We start from the raw sequence: 20,491 nt of genomic DNA, 5'->3' as shown, positions 1-20,491 counted from the left end.
TAAGTCATATTCGAAAAAGCGGTGCACGGTATTCTTTAATGATGGCGTTACTCTGCCTTCAGCTCAAGCAGCGCATCCCGAAGCTCGGCCGCACGCTCGAACTGCAGGTTCTTGGCCGCTTCCTTCATCTCGGCCTCCAGCCGCTGGATGACGGACTGGCGGTCCTTCTTCGACATTTTGCCTGCCGCGCCCGTAAGGTAATCCGCCTTGCTCTCCGCGACTTTCGTCGCTTCGATCACGTCGCGCACCTTCTTGCGGATCGTTTGCGGCGTGATGCCGAACTTCTCGTTATGGGCCACCTGGACGCTGCGGCGGCGTTCGGTTTCCTTAATCGCCCGGTCCATGGAATCGGTAATCTTGTCACCGTACATGATGACGCGGCCATCCGCGTTCCGCGCCGCGCGCCCGATCGTCTGGATCAGCGACCGGTCCGAGCGAAGGAAGCCTTCTTTGTCCGCATCCAGTATCGCAACCAGGGACACTTCCGGAAGGTCAAGGCCTTCCCGGAGCAGGTTAATCCCCACCAGCACGTGGAATGCGCCCAACCGAAGGTCGCGTAAAATCTGCATGCGTTCAAAAGTCTTGATATCGGAGTGCATATAACGCACCTTGATGCCGACTTCTTTCAAATAATCGGTCAAATCCTCCGCCATCTTCTTGGTCAGCGTCGTAACGAGCACGCGCTCATCGCGTTCAACCCGCTCGTTGATCTCGCCGATCAGATCGTCGATCTGGCCCTCGGTCGGACGGACGTCGATCAGCGGATCAAGCAGTCCGGTCGGACGGATGATCTGCTCGACCATCGTGTCGCAGTGCTCCATTTCGTACGGACCCGGCGTGGCGGAGACGTAAATGATCTGGTTTACCTTCTCCTCGAACTCCTCGAACCTCAGCGGCCGGTTATCAAGCGCGGACGGAAGGCGGAAACCATGCTCCACAAGGACCGTTTTCCGGGCACGGTCGCCATTGTACATCGCGCGGAGCTGCGGAAGCGTCACGTGGGATTCGTCAACGACGATCAGCATGTCGTCCGGGAAATAGTCCATGAGCGTGTAAGGCGTGGCCCCGGGTTCCCTGAACGTCAGGGGTCCCGAATAGTTCTCGATCCCGGAGCAGAAGCCGACTTCCTTCATCATTTCGATGTCGTAGCGAGTACGCTGTTCCAGCCGCTGCGCTTCCAGCAGCTTGCCTTCCGAGCGGAGCACTTCCAGCCGTTCCTCCAGCTCCCGTTCGATGTTAATCAATGCGACGCGCATCGTCTCCTCCCGCGTAACGAAGTGGGAGGCCGGGAAAATCGCGATATGCTCCCGTTCGCCGACCAATTCGCCGGTCAGCACGTCGATCTCGGTAATCCGCTCGATTTCGTCTCCGAACAATTCTACTCTTACCGCGTGCTCCCCCTTTGAGGCCGGGAAGATTTCGATAACGTCGCCGCGTACGCGAAACGTGCCGCGAACGAAGTTGATGTCGTTGCGCTGATACTGAATGTCAACAAGCCGCGACAGAATCTGATTGCGCGGCTTCTCCATGCCCACCCTTAAGGAGAGGAGCAGCTCTCCATACTCCTTCGGTGAGCCCAAACCATATATGCAGGACACGCTCGCCACGATGATAACGTCCCGCCGTTCGAACAGCGAGCTGGTCGCGGAGTGGCGCAGCTTGTCGATCTCTTCGTTAATGCTTGAATCCTTCTCGATATAGGTATCGGAGGAAGGAATGTATGCTTCCGGCTGGTAGTAATCGTAATAACTTACGAAATAGTCAACCGAATTGTTAGGGAAAAATTCCTTGAACTCGCTTGCCAGCTGCGCGGCAAGCGTCTTGTTATGCGCAATGACCAGCGTGGGCCGGTTGAGCTTGGCGATGGTCTGCGCAATCGTAAAGGTCTTGCCCGTCCCCGTAGCGCCCAACAGGGTCTGGTGCTTCTTGCCTTGCAGCACCCCATTCACCAGCTCTTCAATCGCCCGGGGCTGATCGCCTTGAGGCTGAAATTCCGACTCGATTTCGAAGGACTTGGTGCTGACAACTAAATCGCTCATTTGTCCAATATCACCCTCATCGTCTAAAATAAGTATGCTAAAGGTTCTGTCGAAAAAACCCGATGATATATAAAGGGAAATTCATGCCTGAATATCCAAAACATAAGAATACGTGTTCCCCTACAATTATACTCTTTTCGTTTTTTGGATGCAAACAATATATATACTTTCTTGTATATACAAAAGGAGATGGTTCAGTTTTATGGATCTTACAATCATCATTGGCATACTTGCCGGCCTTGCCGCCCTGATCGGGGGCTTTTTATGGGAAGGCGGCCACTTCAGCGGGCTGATGCAGGCCACCGCCGCACTGATCGTGTTTGGCGGCACCTTTGCCGCCGTGGCGGTCAGCTTTCCCGCGTCCCGTCTGCGTACCATTCCCGCTGCGCTCCGCGTAGCCTTCGGACGTGGCAGCCGGTCCTCGCGCGATCTGGTTGAGGATGTCGTGGACATGTCCTCGGTTGCCCGCAGGGAAGGCGTACTGGCACTCGAACGGATTTCCTCGGAGCATCCCGATCCCTTTTTGCGGGAAGGCATTCAGATGGTCGTCGACGGTACCGACGCGGAGCTCGTCCGCCAGATTCTGGAGCTTGAAATCAATGCTGCGGAACAAAAGCATGAGGGCTATGCCAAAATATTCGAATCCGCAGGAGGCTACGCCCCTACCATGGGGATCATCGGAACCGTGATGGGCCTGATTCATGTGCTGGGCAGCTTGCAGGAGCCGACCCAACTCGGACCTTCCATCGCCGTTGCCTTCACGGCCACGCTGTATGGGGTAGCCAGCGCCAATATTATCTTTCTTCCCATTGCGTCCAAGATTAAAGCACGCTGCGAGGAAGAAATTCAAAATATGGAGCTTCTTCTGGAAGGCATTATGGCCATACAGAACGGAGAGCATCCCCTGATCGTCCGCAAAAAGCTCGCCACCTACCTTTCCGAAGGCTTCTCCACCATCCCTGAGGCAAGGGGGGCGGCACATGAGACAGCCGACTAGAAGGAGGAGACGCAAGAGAAACGAAGTCGGCGACCAGCGGGACCGTTGGATGATTACCTATGCCGACTTGATTACGCTGCTGCTGATCTTTTTCGTGATCATGTACGCCATGAGCCGGCTCGATACCGAAAAATACAAAATCGTCACCCATTCGCTGCAGGCGACCTTCCAAAGCGGTGATTCGCTGCTTGAGATGGGATCGGGGCTAACCGGATCGGCCGATACCCAGAAGCATAAAAACCCGCCTCCCGCGAAAACCGGCGCCAAAGACTCCGAGGCGCCGATGAGCGAGCGGGAGCTCGCGTTCCGCAAGCAGGAGGAGGAGCTTGCGGACTTTATGAAAGTTATTAAACAATATGTACGGGACAATCAACTGGATAACGACATTTTTATTTCGGACGAGCCCCAAGGGATCGCCATTACGCTGAGCGACCGCTTCCTGTTTGACCCCGGATACGCGGAACTGAAGACCGGCGCCGAACCGGTGCTCGGCAAACTGGCCAGCCTGTTCAAGGATCTCGATGCCACGGTGAGCATCGAGGGCCATACGGACAATGTTCCCGCAGGCCCCTGGTATAAGGACAATTGGGAACTGTCTGGCGCGCGGGCCATGTCCGTGCTGCGTTATTTTCTCGACGTGAGCAAGCTTAGCCCCGACAGCTTCCAGTACGCCGGTTACGCGGATACAAGGCCTGCCGGCGACAACGCCACCTCTCAGGGCCGCCAGAAAAACCGCCGGGTCGAGATCACCGTGCTGAGACAGCTTCGGCAATAACGTTATTGCCGGATAAAATCATGCTCCCCGTACCTAAGCGGCACTTACGGGGAGCAGGTCAGGTAAATACGGATCATTAACCTGCCCTCACTACAAAAGGATCGGTTCCTCCATGCGAGGAACCGATCCTTTTTTGTCCTTGCCACGGCATCACGCCTGCCACGTATGCGACGGTTTCGGGTTTTCGACCCAGCTTTATTTTGCTGCATTTCCGCGCTCCGTCTCTTCTATTCGCCTCTTGGTCCGTTAAACGAACAAGTTAAGCGAATGCTGTGTATTTCGTGCATGTGATGACACCATCGTCAATGTGACACCAGGCACCGCGCGCTGGGAGCTTGGCGCGGTGTGGAAAATCCGCGATCGCATCTACGTCTCACGCATTCACGCTCGACTCGCCGGGCCGAAGAATGACCGAGCCTAGCGCCAGCAGGATCAGCGCCATCAAGCCAAGGATGAGCAGCGGCAGCTGTATATCCGCTAGCGTTCCTCCGCTGGCTGCCGTCTCCACCGCTTCGATAGCCCATTTTTGGGGAACGAAGTTGGCGATTTTTTGCAGAAAATCCGGCATGACCGACACCGGCCAGAAGCATCCGCCGAGCATGCACGTCGGCGTCATGATCAAGGAATTGAGCATTCCCGCATTTTGCGGATTGCGGACCATCCCTGCAACCGTGCTCGCAATGCCCATCGAAACCAGCATGAACGCCGTAAGGATCAACAAATGCGTAAGGAACGGAACCCCGTAGTCATAACCAAGCGCGTATTTTGTCAGGAGCAGGACAACAACGACCTGCAGAGCGCCCAAGGCAAAACTCCCGAGAAAATTCCCCAGCGCGATCTGATAAGGACGGACCGGAGCGGTAAAAATGCGGGACATGGTGCGCATTCTCCGGTCCTCCACAATCAGCATGACCGTGCTGGAGATAAGCCCCATCATGAACATGAGGGTAAAACCCGTGACGTTGTTCAGTCCCGGCTTGGCGTACAAGCCCATATCGGTGCTGATGGCCTCGACCTGGTGTTTAGCCGTCTGATTCAGTATTTGCTCCAGGGCGGCCGTTCGCTCCCGAAAATCACTGCCGGCATTTCCTGCGGCAGCCGCCGCTTCCCCCATCCTTCCGACAACTCCCTCCACTTTCATGTTGACGGTATAGGAGGATTCGCTGGCGGACAATTCATAGATTTGCACTTTGGGTACTCCACCTGCCAACAGGGATTCGCTGAAGCTTTCAGGGATCGTAACGCCAATTCTGCCGTTTAGCTCGATAATGCTTTCCTTCAGTTCCCCTTCGGAAGCGACCGGCTTCAGCGTGTAATCTTTTGTTCGGCTTAATTCTTCAATCAGATGTTTTCCGGCAGGACCGGTGTCCGAGTTCACGTAAAGGATCGATAAGTTTGTCGATCCCTCGCTTCCGAGAAGCGCAACGGCCAAAGTGACGACGGCACACGGGATGATGACATAAGAGATCCATCCCTTTTTGTGGCCCAGCGTCCGTTTGATCATCTGCCAAGCGATGGTAAGACTATGCATGGTAACCCACCTTCCGATAAGCGATCATGGCCGCTGCGGACAAACCGAGGGAAATAGCGCCCAAGATCCCGATACACGTAATAATTTGTGGGATTTCCGCATTCAGCATCATGTGAAGCATGCCTTGAAGGGCCCAATGGTTGACCGTAAACTCGCCCAGAGTCTTGAAGAAATCCCCATGCAGCGGCGTAAATCCTCCGCTCAGGAAGGTCATCAGGATAATCGCTGCCTGAATCAGGGAACTGGCCATCGAGGAGGTTTTGGAAATCAGCGAAACGATGATCGCAATCGTCATGGAGGCCAGCGTGATCAAAACGCATACCAGCATGAGAAGCCAAACATGATTTCCCCAATCCACATCGTACAGGATGCTTGAACCAGCGACGATCAGAATTGCCTGGATGACGGTCACAAAGCTGCAGCCCAAAACCTTACCGCCGAAAATGGCCGCGTTCGAGACCGGCATCGACTGCAGACGGTATAACGTATGGCCGTCCTTCTCCCCAAACAGGCTGTTGCACACCGTCAAGCCCGAATAGAGCAGAAACATGATGAGCATTGACGCAGCATAATACTGAGAGGATGTGTAAGTGTCCCCCCGGTCATTCAGCTTTCCTTTCTCCGCATAGGAAGGCCGCTCGTTCACTGCGTTACGGCTGTTCGCCAGATTCCGGCCCAGCAACGATAGCCTGAGCCTGCTTGCCGTTGGCTTCATCCATAAACGTGCCGAACATCGATTCCGCAATCACATTGCGCATATGACTTTTTCCAAGCAGCATTTCCAGTTGAACATTCGCCCCCGAGTGTATTCGACTATCCAAATCCTCCGGTACCATGACGGCAAAATCCAGGCTGCCGCTCCGAAGCTTGCTTACCGCTTCTTTTCGTGAAAGCCCCATGGACGGAACCAGCATATCGGCAATTTCCGGTGCCTCCATGAAGGCCTTCAAGCTGGCTGGAAGCTTCCCTGCGGACTCCGCGCCGACGATTCCCACCTTCACCGGCTCAGGAACAAAGTCCTCCTTGCCGCCGAAAAAATTAGAAAGCGCCGTACCCAATATAAAAATCAATATCATCGGCAGCAGGAAAAGGTTAAATAATACCGTCCGGTTGCGAAACAATCTTCTCAATTCAAACCATGCAATGGTCCTTATATTCACAGTGGTGTCCCCCTACTCATAGCTCTCGCAATCGATTTTCGGAATTAGTCGCGCAGCGTCCGGCCGGTCAGGCTGAGGAAGAGCGTCTCCAGATCGGGCTCTTCGCACTGGATGCTCCGGATCACCGCCTCATGCTTACCGCAAATAAACAAAATATCCTGCAGGTCATTTTGGGCCGTTGGCAGATAAATTTCCAGCACATCCCCTTCACGATGAACCCGGGTAATCCTTGGATGCAAGGTCAGTTCGTTCACCATGCCCGGCGTGATGCCATCTGCGCTGAGCAATATTTTCTCCTCGTGGGCAACCCGCTCCCTCAATTCCTGCTGGGTGCCGCAAGCAATCACATGCCCTTTATCCATGATGGCCACGCGGTCGCTGATGGCGGCCACCTCTTCCATGTAGTGGCTGGTGTAAATCACGGTGGATCCCGTTTCGTTAAGCTGCTTGACCGATTCCAAAATGTGATTCCGCGACTGCGGATCGATCCCGACGGTCGGCTCGTCCATAATGATCAGCTTCGGACGATGGGTGATCGCACAGGCGATATTCAGCCTCCGCTTCATGCCCCCGGAGAAAGTTGAGGGAGCGTCTTTCGCCCGGTCCAGCAGGCCGACGAACGTCAGTGCCTCTTCGATCCGCTCCTTGAGCAGCTTGCCCCGAAGGCCGTAAAGTTTGGCAAAAAAAGCTACGTTATCGGCAGCCGGCATATTTTCGTACAGCGCGAGGTCCTGCGGGACGAGCCCGATCCTTTTCTTCACCTCAAGCGGCCGTTCCTTAATGGAGATGCCGTCTACCTCAATTCGGCCCTGGTCGATGTCGAGAAGCCCGCAGATCATGTTGATCGTCGTGCTTTTACCGGCTCCATTGGGGCCCAGCAGTCCAAAAATCTCGCCTTGATTGATGCTCAAGTTCAGGTGATCTACAGAGAGCTTACTTCCATAACGTTTGACCACATCCGTCGCTTGCAGAAATGCCATTGTTCATCGCTCCGTTTCCGTTTCCCATGTTCTGATTTCATTGTATCTGAACCGTATTTCTTGCAAAGGTAGATTAAGTCATCCTTCTGAGGTGACTAAAGTCATCTCTTGTCCGAATGCAGCCTTGTGATATAATGAAGCCGATTCAAGGGACGGTATATTTTTCTGGAAAAGGATGTTGCTTCATCGATGCCCAACTCACTTGCACCGCTTCGTTTCTGTCTGATCCTCATCCCCGCCGCAGCCGGATTGTATGTGATTCCGATCGACCATTATGGCCGGTATACCCTTTTTATTCTGCTGTTTCTTGCTCTGGCGGTACTCGGACGCTTCGTTAGCGCAAGCCCTGTCATGATGGCCGGCGTTTTGCTGGAGTTCATGGTTTCCGGATGGTTGTGCCAACAGTACGGTCTATTGATGGTGTTTATCTCTTTGTCGACAGCTTGCATTTATCTTGTCTTATCCAATACTCCGATTCGTTGCCTTTTGCTTGGTGTTCATTTTTTTGTGCTGAATGTCTCGCTCCAGCATGACGATACGTTATGGATCACGACAGCCAACCTTTTACTGTTCATGATGGCGGCTTTCGTCGGAATTCTGGTTCATGCTTCGGGGAGCCGGGAGGAAACGCTCCGCCTGTACGATGAGCTCAAACGGAAGCATTATGAACTGGAAGACGCCCGCAGCCGGGTGCTGCAGTTCGCCCATCAGGTTGAAGGGGCCGCGCAGGCCGAGGAAAGAACCCGCATTTCCAGACAGCTTCACGATGACATTGGCCACCGGCTGATTCGGGTGAAAATGATGATGGAAGCCGTCATCCACACCATCCCGCAGGATACCGCAAAGGGAATGGAGATGCTGCACCAGATTCGCGACCAGCTTGGGGCCAGCATGGATGAGATGCGTTCCGCAGTCAAACGGTTAAATCCCGGCAAGCAAATGACGGATGCTTATTCCCTGGACCGGCTGCTCGAGGAAACGGGACGGGAAACCGGCATCCGGACAGGGCTTCGTACAGAGGGCCTGCCCTATCCGCTCTATCCGAGCCAACAGGTTGTCCTGTACAAAAACGCGCGCGAAGCCATTACGAACGCGATCCGGCACGGTCATGCCGATCAGGTGGAGGTGCTGCTCATATTCGGAGATCAGGAGATCTGTATGGAGGTTTCCAACAACGGGAAAGTCGTGCCTGAAGAGGCCTTGATTGCGGATAGCTCCGGTACCTTAAAGCATGGCATGGGTCTCAGCGGCATGCTGGAGCGAACCAAAGTTGTCGGCGGTACCCTGGACGTCCGCCGGCAGGCTCCATTTACAGTCATCACGCGGTTGCCTGTGTACCGGAAAAGCGAAATTGTTTAGCCTGAATAGCTTAAGCGAATGATTGGAGTGTTTGTATGATTTCTGTACTGATTGTGGACGATGATCCGTTTATCCGGGAAAGCCTGAAGCTGCTCATCGGCATGGATTCCGAAGTGAAGGTAACGGGGACTGCGGCTCATGGAGCCGAGGCGCTGGATATGCTTGAAGGCGGGACTCCGGCGGACGTGGTGTTGATGGATATCCGCATGCCGGTATGCGGCGGCGTCGAGGGTACGAAGCTAATCCGTGAACAGTTTCCGGATGTGAGGGTGCTTATGCTGACCACCTTTGACGATGACGATTATATCGTCGAAGCGCTTCAGAACGGAGCCAGCGGTTATTTGCTGAAGAACATTCCGCCGGACCGCATCATTCAAGGCATCAAAACCGTCCATGACGGCAACATGCTCATTCACCCCGATATCGCCCGCAAGCTGACCGGGATGCTTCGGCCCGTTCCTGCCAAGGCTGCGGCCGAAACCGCTGTCCTGGAAGAGCATGGTCTCACCCCGGCTGAAAAAAATATTGTCTCTCTGATTGCCGACGGCCTTTCGAACAAGGAAATTGCGGGGAGGCTGTTTCTGAGCGAAGGTACCGTCAAGAATTACGTAACCGAGATTTTAGGCAAGCTGAATCTTCGGGACCGGACCCAAATCGCCATTTTTTACCTCAAAAACGGGCAGGGATCGCTCGGAAACAGCGGCTGAAGCAGCTTGAGGCATATTCCTCATCCCCGTACAGCATTTGCGGTGGGATAACCTCCTCAGATGAACCCAAAGAAGCAACCCGTCAGGCCGTCAACCTGTGGCGGGTTACTTCTTTTTTGCATCGATATACGTCAGTAAAGCGACAATAGACGCCGCAAAAACGCTGAACGCTATAACGATCGAACCGCACCTGTCCAATCGTTAAACCATTGTTTCAACTAAGCCCGTCACGCCCTTTCGTACCAGTATCCGGGGATCCCCCGGACCATCCGCATCAGGGCCTCCAGATAATAATAATCGCCCCAGATCATGTAATCGTCCGGCCCGGCGCCGCCCCTGACATGATAAGATCCATGCTTGATCAAGCCTTCCTCTTCCGGCTCGCCGATGGTAGCATAGTTTTGGACCAGGGAGGTCATCGATAGCTTAACGGCCTCGGACAAAGCTTCCCGATCTTCATTCCCCTCCTTCAGATGTTCCATGATCTCCAACATCCCGCAAGCGGCGATGGCGGAGGCGGAGCTGTCACGCGGAGTGTCCGCTCCGATCGGAGCGTCAAAATCCCAATAAGCGACATGATCGCTTGGCAGATGCTTGATAAAATATAGCGCGGCACGCCGTGCCGTCTCCAGATCATCCGGATTCCGCGTATATCGGTAGGAAAGCGCAAACCCGTATATCGCCCATGCCTGCCCCCGGGTCCAGGTCGAACCGTCATGATAGCCTTGATGCGTCCCCCCGCCGATCGGTTTTCCATCTGAGGGATGAAAATAAAACGTGTGGTAGGAGGAGTTGTCCCCCTCATCAGATATCTCCGGCTCAGTTTCGCTTGGGCGGCCGCCGCATGCAAATACCGGTTATCTCCGGTCTGATCGTGCGCCCAGTACAGCAGCGGCAAATTCATCAAACAATCGATAATGATGCGTCCGCCGTTCTTCTGATCCCCTTTGGGCCCCCAAGCCTGAATGTATTGTCCCTCCTCCCGCCAGCGCAGCATGAGATGATCGGCCGCTTGCAGCGCAAGCCGCTTTCCTTCCTCGTTCCGGTCCGCAATCCAAGAAGCGAGCGCGGATGGCAAATACAGAAAACCGATGTCATGGTGATCCAAACTCCTCTTCTCCATCAGGCGCTGCCGGAAGTCCTCTACATGGCGAGTGGCGGTTTCCCTAAACAGCGAATCCTTCGTATATTCATAGCAAAGCCAGATCATCCCGGTGTAGAAACCCTCGATCCAGTCATTGCTCTCCCCCCACTCGTAACGTTTATGCTCCGTAATATGGGGAAATTTCATGTCGAACCGGCTCATATTCCTTCTCGTTTTCTCTACGGCGTCCTCTATCGCTTGAATCCACACTTGGCGCAACCTCCTATTCTTTGACGGCGCCGATCATGACGCCCTTCACGAAATACTTTTGAAGAAACGGATACATAAACAGGATCGGCAGCGTTGCCACGATAATCGTTGCGTATTTGATCGTCTCGCCTACCGGCATGCGGTCCCCGCCCCCGACCGAGGTCATCATGCTGCTGGTATCATTCTGAATCAGGATTTCCCGAAGGATCAGCTGCAGCGGGAATAAATCACGGTTTCTTAAATAAATGAGAGCGTCGAACCACTTATTCCAGTGCCACACCCCGTAAAACAGCACCATGACGGCGATGACCGGCAGGGATAAAGGAATGATGATCCGGAACAAAATCGTCCAGTCGTTCGCTCCGTCAATCCGTGCCGACTCCTCCAGGGCTACGGGGATGCCCTGAAAAGCCGTCCGCATAATGATCAGGTTCCATGTCGTCATGGCACTGGGTATAATCAGCGCCCAGTAGGTGTCAAGCAATCCGATGTTTTTCATGAGCAGATACTTGGGAATCAATCCTCCGTCGAAAAACATCGTCATCACGATGAGCAGCATAATGGTGCTTCCCCACATCACGTTTCGCCGGGATAAACCGTAAGCGCCAAGGGCCGTCATCAAAATGTTAAGCGTCGTGCCGACAGCCACATAAAAGATCGTATTAAGGTAACTTCGGATGATATTCGGATTTTCGAACACCATCCGGTAGGAGTCCATCGAGAACCCTTTCGGCCACAGCAGAACTCCCCTGTGCTGGACGAATTCCGAGGGGGTACTGATGGATGCGAACAACACGTACAGAAACGGATACAGCGTAATGAAAGACAACAGGCATAACACAACCACATTAATGGTATCGAATATCACTTCACCGGCAGATCTGGCTGACCGCATAGGCATCCCTCCCTTTTACCACAGCTTCGTGTCCGTAAACCGTTTGCTTAGAAAATTCGCTCCGATCAGCAGCCCGAAATTGATGACGGAATTAAACAAGCCGACCGCGGTGCTGAAGCTGTAGCTGGCTTCCAATATCCCCTTGCGGTACACGTAGGTGCCGATCACGTCGGCCGTTTCATAAATGACCGGATTGTACATAATCAGGATCTTCTCATCCTGCAGCGCCATAAAGGATCCGATCCGCAAAATAAACAAAATGATCACGGTCGGCATGATGCCGGGCAGCGTAATCCGCAGCGCCTGCTTCCACCGGCCGGCCCCGTCCACCTTGGCCGCCTCGTATAAGGATGGATCGATGTTGGCCATGGCGGCAAGATAGATAATGGAGCCCCATCCGACGCCCTGCCAGATCGCCGAGGAAATATAGATCGTTCTGAACCATTCCGGCAGCCGCATAAACGAAATCGGCTTTCCCCCAAAATACGTAATGAGGTGATTAATCAAGCCGTCGACCGCCAGAAAATCGACCAGCATGCCGACCACGACCACGACGGAAATGAAATGGGGGATATAGGTAATCGACTGCACCGTCCGTTTAAAAACCCGGTGTCTCACCTCGTTCAGGAGCAGAGCGAGAATGATGGAGGCCGGGAACACGAAGATCAGATCGTACAAACCTAGAATGATCGTATTCGAAACAACCCGTTCAAAGAAAAAACCGTTAAAGAAATCGGCAAGATGATCAAATCCCACCCAAGGGCTGTTCCAGATGCCCAGTCCTGCCGAGAAATTCTTAAAAGCGATTTGAAGGCCGTACAACGGCCCGTAATGAAAAACGGCGTAAAATGCCACCACGGGAAGCAGCATCAGGTAAATCATTGAATTCTTCCTGAAGTCCCTAACCGCTCTTTCTCCAAAGCTCTCTTTCCTGCCTGGAACCGTCGACCGCTTCCTTTTTTCCTTAAGCTGCATCCTCAGCCCTCCCTATGACGCAGATAGAGTAAGCACGCCGAGGACGATCACAATCGCGAACGTCCCGGCATGATTCAATAATCCGTTAGCGGCTGTTGAAACGATCCAGGCCGGCTTGTTGAATGCTGATCGCTTCTTCGATCCCCATACCTTTAATGGTGTCCACGAACTTATCGAATTCGCTGATCGGTTCAACGCCCATGATGAATTTGTTGACCATCTCGTCGTAGTAGGTCTTCACATCGTTCATCACGGAGGCATATCGCGTGCTCTCTTCCGTCGTCGGAGAGATGATCGGCATCCAGCGGTCGTTCTTGGCGTTCATCCAGGTTTGGATGGCAGCCTTTTGCTCCGGAAGCGCTGCATACTGCTCCATGTAGCGGCGGTCCTGAACAAACGGGCCGGAATAGCTGGCCAGATTGTACTTGGACATGGCCTGCGTGATCGAGAGCCCCTCCGGATTTTTCATCACTTCATCCGTGAACGCAGGGTAGCCGTCCTTCATCTCGTAGCTGACGCCCTTAACACCGAAGTTGAAGAGCATATGCCCCTCTTCGCCATACTTGTAATCAAGCCATTTCACCGTTTCCTCCGGAAATTTATTGGCCTTCGTAATGGCTGCGCCAAATCCGTTAAACGGGGATTCGACCTGCCCGATGATAGGCGTGTCTCCCTTCTTCAACACGACATTTGGAGCCCCCTCGAGCTTCACGCCCGGATTGCTCTTTCTCATCAGCTCGGTGTATCTGTCCAGGCTGCTTCCCATATAGCCGGAAAACGAGCCTAACTGATGGTTTGTCACTTTCGCATCCTTCAGCGTCGCGTCCGTAGCTGCATAGTCCTGGTCAATCAGACCTTCGGTATACCATTTATTCATCGTTTCCAGATACGCTTTGAATTCGGGCTGGATCGGACCGTACTTCACCTTGCCGTCCACTTGATAGAATCCTGATGTAATCCCCCATGCACCCAGAAAAGCCTGGTTCAAAGTGGTCATATCGATGTCGAGCAGCAGCGGAATTTCGTCCGCCTTTCCGTTTCCGTTGGGATCTCCGGTCTTAAACGCTTTCAAAACCTCGTACCATTCGTCTATCGTTTCCGGCATCTGAAGCTTCAACGCGTCAAGCCAATCCTTCCGGACGATCAGACCGTTGAAAGTGAGCAGATAGTCATCCCCCCGCAAGAAAGGAAACACGTAAATATTCCCGTCATCCGTCGTGATGAGCTTTTTGTACTCCGGCTTTTCATTCAGCAGTTTGGTTAGGTTGGGCGCATGCTTCTCGATCAGTTCATTGAGCCGGATGATGGTGCCGTCCGCAATCGCTTTATCCGGCCCTCCGGAAACATTGGACCATCCGTACTCAATGACATCCGGCAAATTGCCCGACGAGACCATGATGTTGAAAGCATCCGCTTCCTGGCCTGCCGGCGGGTGCTGAAATTCCACCTTCGTCCCCGTGATCTTCTCAAGCTCCTGGTAAGCCGCAATGCCGTTCATGTTCTGCATCGTTGCCGAGGCGTTTCCATTCAAAGTTACCCAGTACGATAATTTTTCGGGATATCCGATTTCCCCGATTCCCGCCGCCTTTTCGCCCCCTTGTTCTCCTTTGCCGCCGCCAGGCTCTTCCCCCGCCGTGCTCTTTCCGCTGCATCCGGCGATCATCGCAATCAGCAGTACGAACATCATCGTCCGGATCAAACGTTTCTTTTTTGCCATCCTTTCATGCGCCTCCTTTTTCCCTAAAATGAATGATGGTTTCGGATTCTCCAGCTGATCGTTCAGCCTTGACTAAATCTTAGAGAGAAAGCGCCTTCATCGTATATCGTACACATTCAAGATGGATGATACGGGATTAAGAATTCGCATGATCATTCCTTACGACGGATGATACGGAATGCAGCGAGTCCTTGTATTTTCCGGGCGTGATCCCTTCGTGTTTCTTAAATACCCGAATGAATCCGATATCGCTGGTGTAGCCCACCGACCGGGCAATGTGCGATATGGTATTCCCTGGGTCCCGCATCATTTCCTTCGAGCGTTCGATCCGGATCTGCGCCAAATAATCCGTCAGGTTGGTGCCGCTGTTTTTCTTGAAAAAGGCGGATAAATAAGGCGGCGTAATGTTGAATCGATCCGCAATGGAGGCCAGGCTGATCATCGAATCGTCATAATGCTCCCGGAGGTGCATCTTGATCTTCTCCAGCAGTTGGTTCGAAGCGTCCCCTCTCTGCTCTTTGACGTGAAGGCAAACCGTTTCGAACATCGACAGGATTTCCTTGTACATCTCTTCGACCGATCCGGCTTCCGTGAAGTTCTCGACAGGACTGCTTGTGGTGCCGAACAGTTCCTCATACTTCAAATTCAAAGCGTTCAGCAGCTTGAATAACGTGCTTAAAAGATTTGCAAAGAGAAGTTTCCCGAGACCGGGGGTTATTGATTTTCCTTTAAAATTGTTCTCGTACAAACTTCGAATAATGGATTCCGTTTTCACCATGTCCCCTGTTTTGATCGCATTGATCAGCTGAACCTCGGCCTCAATGGGAAAATCATAATACACCTCCGTTTTGCGTTTCATTTCCTCATACAGAAGTACCGGCTTATAAACCGTAAATGTGGAATATTCCAGGGCCTTTACGCTTTCGCCGTAACCGGTTGAAATCGAGCCAAGCCCCGTATGAACCCCGCTGATTCCTATGGTCGTCAGCGTTTTGAAACGCTGCTCAATCACTCTTTTCACCTGCTCCGCCCATTGAAGCAGTTCCTCCCCCCTGTCGCCGTTTTGAGGAATATTGAGGATCAGGGCCACTAAATTTTTCTCAAGCTCCACGGCGTAAGAGGTGTAACACGGTATTTCTTCAGCTACTTTAGCCGTGACAAAACGGATCAACGCCCACTCGCTTTCGCGGTCGTTATGAATAAAGCTGCTCGCATCCCTCAATTCAATCAACGCGACGGCGAAATGGGGATGGGGAAACGATATTCCCATAAAGCCCAGGGCATGTTCCGAAACATCCCCGATATCCACGTGACCCTTTAGAAGACGGAGCATAAAATTGGAACGGATCACCGGCGTCTGCTGGTACAGCTGCTCTTCCATTTCCGTCTGCTTGCCGAACGATGCGGCCATCGCCTTTTTTATAAAATCGTACTCATTGCGGACGTCTCCCTCCCTCACCGGGTGGGATTGCCGGATGAACCGGATAATTTCCCGCAAAGGATGGTACGCCCTGTAGGTCATGAAAGCACAAGCGCCGATTCCGGCCGCAAAGCAGATGCCGAGCAGGCCGGCGGCCATTGTTTTGACCATGTTCACCTTCCCCATAAACACTTCTTCCGGCACGACGGACACATACTCCCAGCCGTTACGGGCCGACTTCGTAGTTACGGTCATCATATCGCTTCCGCCTTTGTTCTTCTCGACCTGATTCGCCCCGTCCCCCACGCTGAGGATCACCTGTCCGCTTGCATCCTTGATATAAATGGTGCCATGGTTCGCTTTCACAATTTCCTCAAGCAAACCGACGATCTTCTGCTCGTCGATCAGCATGACAAGCAATCCTTTCGAGTTTTTCTTTTCTCCGAATGGAAGCGTTTGCAAATAAGTCAACATCCGTTTCTGGTTAAGCCCTTTTCCGACCTCGGTCACCGGGAGAAAGCCGTTAAAGTGAACCCCATGCAGTATGCGCGATCGGAATTGTTCATACGTCATATGGTTATACCCATAAATTTCGGAGAACAGGACGGAAGAACTCGTTTTCAGGCTTGGACTTAAGATCGTATCGCTTTTCCTGAGGTATACATAAAAATCGGTGATAAAGCCGCTGCTGTTTCGGTAACGCTGCAGCTCCTGCATAAAGCTGAAAAAGTTATACTGTTCCGTCCCGTTTTGAGGCGGGTCCAATTTAAGCAGGGAGTCAAGCTTCGGGTGGGAGGTGGTATTTCGGGAAATCAGGTGCATTTCGTCCAAACGGCCATCCACGACCTGTCTGGCTTGCTCGATGAGGGCCATGTTGGATGTATTGGCGTTCTCGATCATGATTTTCTCGATTTGCGTGTACAGCCCTCCAAAGACCGCCACCGGGATCAACAGCACCACGATATAGGACAACAGCAGCGTGACGAATACGGACATGCGATTGGAATTTGCGTTTTTTGCGCAAGAAATCGGTTCCCCCATACCTTCATTCCTTTCATGTGGATTGTAATAAGCTTTGGCCGTGACATTAATTACAATATACCGATTTTAAAAAGCATGAATAGGATTTCATGAAAATTGATAACGAATCATGAATTTGGTTCATGTACGGGGAATTACCGTACAGTACGATTCTTAGGCACCAACCATGCGCCCGTTACATATGGATAAACGAGTTAAATCAATGGATAAGGAGGAAGCTTTGCATGTATCAGAACTATTATCCCGGTAACTCCATGCCGACGCATAGACAAGGAATTACGAAGCAGCAGGCTCAAGAAATCGCGCTTAACCACATCCCCGGAGAAATCCAGCATGTAGACATGGACTTAGAGAACGGCGTATTGGTATATGAGGTGTTCATTCTAACACCCGATCAACGGATATTCGAAGTGGAGATTCTTGCGAAGTCCGGAAGAGTACTCAAAATAGAAGAAGAAAATGATGCGGATGAATATGGGCGGGCGGGCCGGTAACATAGACGGAGTACGTATTATATGCCAAAAAAGCGCCCTCCGAATGGAGGACGCTTGTCTTGTAACCCTGCGTTGGCCGGGCTTCTTATGATTGGACGGTAGACCCTAAACCTCTATCGTTTCGGGTTTGTCCGGAGTCGGCTCGGTTTTCGCCCGGTCCGTATTCCCCGCGCTTTTCCTTTTCACGTTCAGCTTCATGCCAAGAACGGCAAGGATGCTCAGAGGCTTGAGCATGACTGCCAAATCGCCGTCAGGATCGGGTGCTATGATCACCCCAAGCTGGTGGTGCTCCCCGGCATAAATGGGGCGCTGCATAAATTTGCTTTCGCCTTGGTGGTTCTGAACCTCCAGCTTGCAGAAAGCTGAATTTTGCCTCAATGCGTCGTGCAGCTGCTCCTTATCATGAACGATCGTTCCGTTCACGCGAAGGATGGTCTCGCCCGCCAAGATGCCAAGTTCCTCGGCCGGACTGCCCGGTAACACCGCCAGTACCCGCAAACCGCGAGGCGGATGGACAAAGAGAGGGCTCCGTTGTCGTTCCTCATCGCGGCTATACCATATCAGCCCTTCGTGCAGCAGAAATGCCGCCAAGGCGGCAGCGATGACCAGCGGGGCCCACCACTCGGCAAGCAGGCTTAACGCCAGCACGATCGCGCTGTACAAAACAAGCCTTTTCGTCGTAACAGCCGCTTTCTGTTTGGGCAGCATGCTTTGGGTCATCTCGCCAAACCCGATAAGTACCGGCAATGCCACCATGCCGACTCCGCCGCTCCAAGCTTCGCCGCCGAAAAACGGCGTCCACGGCAGTATCGGCCCGCCGCCTGCAGCCGGTACCAGCAGGAATAGCGGCAGCGGCCAAAAGCTCTGCATGTGATAACCGCCCACCATCTTTCCCCGCTTCCCTTCCAGAAATAGCGGGGTCGCGAATTTCGCGCCCTGTACCCGTACAAGCACCCCTTCTGCAAAATGCAGTATTGCGGCCAAAGCGAGCAGTGCCGGAATGTCGAGCCCGGCCACGGTTGACTGAACGCTGCCGAGCCAGCCCTCCAGACGCAGCTGGGGAAACCAGCCTAAAATGGACTGCAGAACCCCGAGAAGGCCGATGGAATAAGCGAAGCATAGAAACCGCACGCCAAACAGCATCAGTATGAATGCGGTCACCCATATGCAGATCACGGCATCCAGGGTCAAAGATACCCCCAAAAACGCCATGATGACCGAAACCGCCAAACCTGCGGCCAGCCCTCCAAGAAATGTTCTCCAGGTCTGGAGCCCCCAGCCGTTCAAACGGACATGGAACAGCTTTCGCTCCAGCAGCACCTGTCTCCGGTAAAACAAAGCGATCAATAAAATCGAAATATAATAAAACGGCTGCGTCAGCAGCTGTATTCCGGCATCCAATCCCAGCCATAACCATTCTTTGGCCAAATCCAAAAGTCCGTCACTCTCCCTTCAAGACGTAAAGTCATCTTTTGACATGAAGTAAACCGGCATGTAGATCGAAAAAAAGAAGGCTGTGTTCAGCCTTCTTATTTGTTCGACGCTTTAGCCGCGATTTCCTTCCGGACTTCGGCGATTCCGCGATTCAATTGATTGTCATTTTCAGGATCTTGAATCTTCTTGATCAACGCCGCCTCAAGGGCTTCCGCCGTTGCCGCATTAACTTTTCCGTCGGCCTTTAGCTTCCGGCTGCTTTGGAAGCTCTTCACCGCTTTTTCCGTGGCCCGGTCAAAGTAGCCGTCCTTCCGCCCCGGCTTGAAGCCGATGGCGTCCAGCATGATCTGGGCGTTCATCACGTCGGAATTGTTCGAATCATATGTTAAAGTTTTCTTCTTATCCAGCGGAGCCACCGAGAAGTAAGCCGGTTGTGCCACCTTCATGTCAGGCTTGATCCCTTTCTCGTGAATCCAGGTACCGTTCGGCGTCAGCCATTTGGCGATCGTTACCTTCAGCAGGCTTCCGTCGCCAAACTGCTTATCGAAGCTGGTTTGCACGGTCCCTTTGCCAAAAGAGTTCTCGCCGATCAATATGGCCCCTGCCGATTCCTGCAGCGCTCCTGCCAATATCTCGGAGGCGCTGGCGCTGCCTTTGTTCATCAGCAGCACGACCGGATACGGCTTGGAACTTCCTTGCGACGGGTGCTTCTCCCGTTTCTGTTCTTTATCCTCCACCTGGACGATCAGCTTGCCTTTTGGAACGAACTGCTCCGCAATATCGATGACGACGGCAAGCACGCCGCCGGGATTGTTGCGAACGTCTATGACGAGCCCCTTCATTCCCCGGTCTTCCAAGTTTTTGAGCTCTTCCTTGAACCGATCCCCCGTATTCAGGGAGAACTGCGAGATTTCAATAATGCCGACACCATTGCTCTCCATGCGAGAGGTTACCGTTTCAAGGTCCACGTCATCACGGACGATGACGAATTCGATCGGCTCCGCGGTGCCTGAACGCTTTACCTTCAATACCGCTTTGGAGCCCTTCGGTCCCCGAATCTTGGCGACCGCGGCATTGAGGTCCAATCCTTGCAAAGATTCCCCGTTAACGGACAAAATGACATCCTTCGCCCGGATTCCGGCTTTATCCGCCGGAGACCCTTTAATCGGAGAAACAACCTCGACATAACCGTCCACGGATGAAACCTCGGCGCCGATTCCGCTAAAGGAGCCTTCAATGCTCTCTTCGAATTGTTCGGCCGTCACTTTACCCATGTAGTTGGAATACGGATCACCCAATGATTCCATCATTCCGTTGATCGCGCCGTCAACCAGCTTGTCCCGGTCAACATCCTTGTAATAATTGCTTTCGATTAAATCGAGGGCGGTACCTATTTTCTTGGCTTCCTCCTGCTCCAGACCGTTCTTGGCGATGCTGGCCAGCAGGCCTTCCCCGCTCGCCCCCGACCCCGCCAGGTTCGGAAGCTGGGTAAACACCATCGTCAGCAGAACGCCGCACAGCATCGAGGCTGCGACCAGGAATAGAACCGTTCTTTTTTTCATCATGTTTTCACCGCCTTTGTACGATTAAGCATACCACTTCGCAGCTTCCCG

At 53.0% G+C, this 20,491-nt stretch carries 16 protein-coding genes and 1 pseudogene; 5 read left to right on the top strand and 12 right to left on the bottom strand.

Features of this window, described 5'->3' with window-relative positions; translation table 11 throughout:
* Positions 1–47: 47 nt before the first annotated feature.
* Positions 48–2,039 (bottom strand): excinuclease ABC subunit UvrB, encoded by a 1,992-nt coding sequence (gene uvrB / locus XI25_RS03530; RefSeq protein WP_046677393.1) that lies wholly within the window; start codon positions 2,037–2,039, stop codon positions 48–50.
* Positions 2,040–2,241: 202 nt separating this feature from the next.
* Here uvrB and XI25_RS03525 point away from each other — a divergent pair, with 202 nt between their 5' ends.
* Positions 2,242–3,036, top strand: a complete 795-nt coding sequence (locus XI25_RS03525; protein WP_046677392.1) for a flagellar motor protein — start codon at positions 2,242–2,244, stop codon at positions 3,034–3,036.
* The gene (locus XI25_RS03520) at positions 3,020–3,811 is read left to right on the top strand and encodes a flagellar motor protein MotB (RefSeq protein WP_046677391.1); all 792 of its coding nucleotides are present in this window, start codon (positions 3,020–3,022) and stop codon (positions 3,809–3,811) included. Before XI25_RS03525 ends, XI25_RS03520 begins: the two co-directional genes overlap by 17 nt.
* Positions 3,812–4,184: 373 nt before the next feature.
* Here the strand turns inward: XI25_RS03520 and XI25_RS03515 are convergent, their stop codons facing one another.
* From XI25_RS03515 to XI25_RS03500, 4 genes are read right to left on the bottom strand one after another with little or no spacing between them, the layout of a single operon-like run.
* Positions 4,185–5,342, bottom strand: coding sequence for an ABC transporter permease (locus XI25_RS03515; protein ID WP_046677390.1), 1,158 nt, complete (start codon positions 5,340–5,342; stop codon positions 4,185–4,187).
* Positions 5,335–6,024 carry an ABC transporter permease gene (locus XI25_RS34045; RefSeq protein ID WP_235439638.1) on the bottom strand — a complete coding sequence of 230 codons (690 nt, stop codon included), beginning with the start codon at positions 6,022–6,024 and terminating at the stop codon, positions 5,335–5,337. The genes XI25_RS03515 and XI25_RS34045 overlap by 8 nt, the downstream gene beginning before the upstream one ends.
* On the bottom strand, positions 5,993–6,502 hold the full coding sequence (locus XI25_RS34040; protein WP_046677389.1) for a hypothetical protein: 510 nt from the start codon (positions 6,500–6,502) through the stop codon (positions 5,993–5,995). Before XI25_RS34040 ends, XI25_RS34045 begins: the two co-directional genes overlap by 32 nt.
* Before the next feature lie 44 nt (positions 6,503–6,546).
* Positions 6,547–7,482: an ABC transporter ATP-binding protein gene (locus XI25_RS03500; protein WP_046677388.1), complete on the bottom strand. Its 936-nt coding sequence runs from the start codon at positions 7,480–7,482 to the stop codon at positions 6,547–6,549.
* Positions 7,483–7,671: 189 nt separating this feature from the next.
* On the opposite strand from XI25_RS03500, the gene XI25_RS03495 reads away from it, so the two are divergent.
* Together XI25_RS03495 and XI25_RS03490 are read left to right on the top strand one after the other, a co-directional pair.
* On the top strand, positions 7,672–8,841 hold the full coding sequence (locus XI25_RS03495; protein ID WP_235439637.1) for a sensor histidine kinase: 1,170 nt from the start codon (positions 7,672–7,674) through the stop codon (positions 8,839–8,841).
* A gap of 35 nt (positions 8,842–8,876) precedes the next feature.
* Positions 8,877–9,548, top strand: coding sequence for a response regulator (locus XI25_RS03490; protein WP_046677387.1), 672 nt, complete (start codon positions 8,877–8,879; stop codon positions 9,546–9,548).
* A gap of 227 nt (positions 9,549–9,775) precedes the next feature.
* Here XI25_RS03490 and XI25_RS03485 read toward each other — a convergent pair.
* The 5 genes and pseudogenes from XI25_RS03485 to XI25_RS03465 all read right to left on the bottom strand — a co-directional run bounded on the left by XI25_RS03485 (position 9,776) and on the right by XI25_RS03465 (position 16,950).
* Positions 9,776–10,902 (bottom strand): annotated as a pseudogene (locus XI25_RS03485) (glycoside hydrolase family 88 protein).
* 13 nt (positions 10,903–10,915) lie between these two features.
* Complete coding sequence (locus XI25_RS03480) at positions 10,916–11,797, bottom strand: carbohydrate ABC transporter permease (protein WP_046677386.1); 882 nt, start codon at positions 11,795–11,797, stop codon at positions 10,916–10,918.
* Positions 11,798–11,812: 15 nt separating this feature from the next.
* Positions 11,813–12,772 (bottom strand): ABC transporter permease, encoded by a 960-nt coding sequence (locus XI25_RS03475; RefSeq protein WP_046677385.1) that lies wholly within the window; start codon positions 12,770–12,772, stop codon positions 11,813–11,815.
* Between the two features lie 85 nt (positions 12,773–12,857).
* Positions 12,858–14,489 carry an extracellular solute-binding protein gene (locus tag XI25_RS03470; RefSeq protein WP_046677384.1) on the bottom strand — a complete coding sequence of 544 codons (1,632 nt, stop codon included), beginning with the start codon at positions 14,487–14,489 and terminating at the stop codon, positions 12,858–12,860.
* A 136-nt stretch (positions 14,490–14,625) separates the two neighbouring features.
* The gene (locus XI25_RS03465; protein WP_046677383.1) at positions 14,626–16,950 is read right to left on the bottom strand and encodes a helix-turn-helix domain-containing protein; all 2,325 of its coding nucleotides are present in this window, start codon (positions 16,948–16,950) and stop codon (positions 14,626–14,628) included.
* Positions 16,951–17,174: 224 nt separating this feature from the next.
* Here XI25_RS03465 and XI25_RS03460 point away from each other — a divergent pair, with 224 nt between their 5' ends.
* Entirely contained in the window at positions 17,175–17,444 is a 270-nt protein-coding gene (locus XI25_RS03460; protein WP_046677382.1) for a PepSY domain-containing protein, read from the top strand.
* 105 nt (positions 17,445–17,549) lie between these two features.
* On the opposite strand, the gene XI25_RS03455 is transcribed toward XI25_RS03460, so the two are convergent.
* Both XI25_RS03455 and XI25_RS03450 read right to left on the bottom strand, forming a co-directional pair.
* On the bottom strand, positions 17,550–18,878 hold the full coding sequence (locus XI25_RS03455) for a PDZ domain-containing protein (protein ID WP_046677381.1): 1,329 nt from the start codon (positions 18,876–18,878) through the stop codon (positions 17,550–17,552).
* A gap of 95 nt (positions 18,879–18,973) precedes the next feature.
* The gene (locus tag XI25_RS03450; RefSeq protein ID WP_046677380.1) at positions 18,974–20,443 is read right to left on the bottom strand and encodes a S41 family peptidase; all 1,470 of its coding nucleotides are present in this window, start codon (positions 20,441–20,443) and stop codon (positions 18,974–18,976) included.
* Positions 20,444–20,491 lie beyond the last annotated feature (48 nt).

It is taken from the genome of Paenibacillus sp. DMB20 (assembly GCF_000987955.1).
Lineage (GTDB): Bacteria > Bacillota > Bacilli > Paenibacillales > Paenibacillaceae > Paenibacillus_AQ.
The sequence above is the reverse complement of the archived record's forward strand: the minus strand, read 5'-3'. Positions and strand labels throughout refer to the sequence as shown.

What these genes read in the sequence shown, in the direction of transcription:
- uvrB (WP_046677393.1), bottom strand. Translation starts at nt 2,039, where the DNA reads ATGAGCGATTTAGTTGTCAGCACCAAGTCCTTCGAAATCGAGTCGGAA.
- XI25_RS03525 (WP_046677392.1), top strand. Translation starts at nt 2,242, where the DNA reads ATGGATCTTACAATCATCATTGGCATACTTGCCGGCCTTGCCGCCCTG.
- XI25_RS03520 (WP_046677391.1), top strand. Translation starts at nt 3,020, where the DNA reads ATGAGACAGCCGACTAGAAGGAGGAGACGCAAGAGAAACGAAGTCGGC.
- XI25_RS03515 (WP_046677390.1), bottom strand. Translation starts at nt 5,342, where the DNA reads ATGCATAGTCTTACCATCGCTTGGCAGATGATCAAACGGACGCTGGGC.
- XI25_RS03500 (WP_046677388.1), bottom strand. Translation starts at nt 7,482, where the DNA reads ATGGCATTTCTGCAAGCGACGGATGTGGTCAAACGTTATGGAAGTAAG.
- XI25_RS03495 (WP_235439637.1), top strand. Translation starts at nt 7,672, where the DNA reads ATGCCCAACTCACTTGCACCGCTTCGTTTCTGTCTGATCCTCATCCCC.
- XI25_RS03490 (WP_046677387.1), top strand. Translation starts at nt 8,877, where the DNA reads ATGATTTCTGTACTGATTGTGGACGATGATCCGTTTATCCGGGAAAGC.
- XI25_RS03480 (WP_046677386.1), bottom strand. Translation starts at nt 11,797, where the DNA reads ATGCGGTCAGCCAGATCTGCCGGTGAAGTGATATTCGATACCATTAAT.
- XI25_RS03475 (WP_046677385.1), bottom strand. Translation starts at nt 12,772, where the DNA reads ATGCAGCTTAAGGAAAAAAGGAAGCGGTCGACGGTTCCAGGCAGGAAA.
- XI25_RS03470 (WP_046677384.1), bottom strand. Translation starts at nt 14,489, where the DNA reads ATGGCAAAAAAGAAACGTTTGATCCGGACGATGATGTTCGTACTGCTG.
- XI25_RS03465 (WP_046677383.1), bottom strand. Translation starts at nt 16,950, where the DNA reads ATGGGGGAACCGATTTCTTGCGCAAAAAACGCAAATTCCAATCGCATG.
- XI25_RS03460 (WP_046677382.1), top strand. Translation starts at nt 17,175, where the DNA reads ATGTATCAGAACTATTATCCCGGTAACTCCATGCCGACGCATAGACAA.
- XI25_RS03450 (WP_046677380.1), bottom strand. Translation starts at nt 20,443, where the DNA reads ATGATGAAAAAAAGAACGGTTCTATTCCTGGTCGCAGCCTCGATGCTG.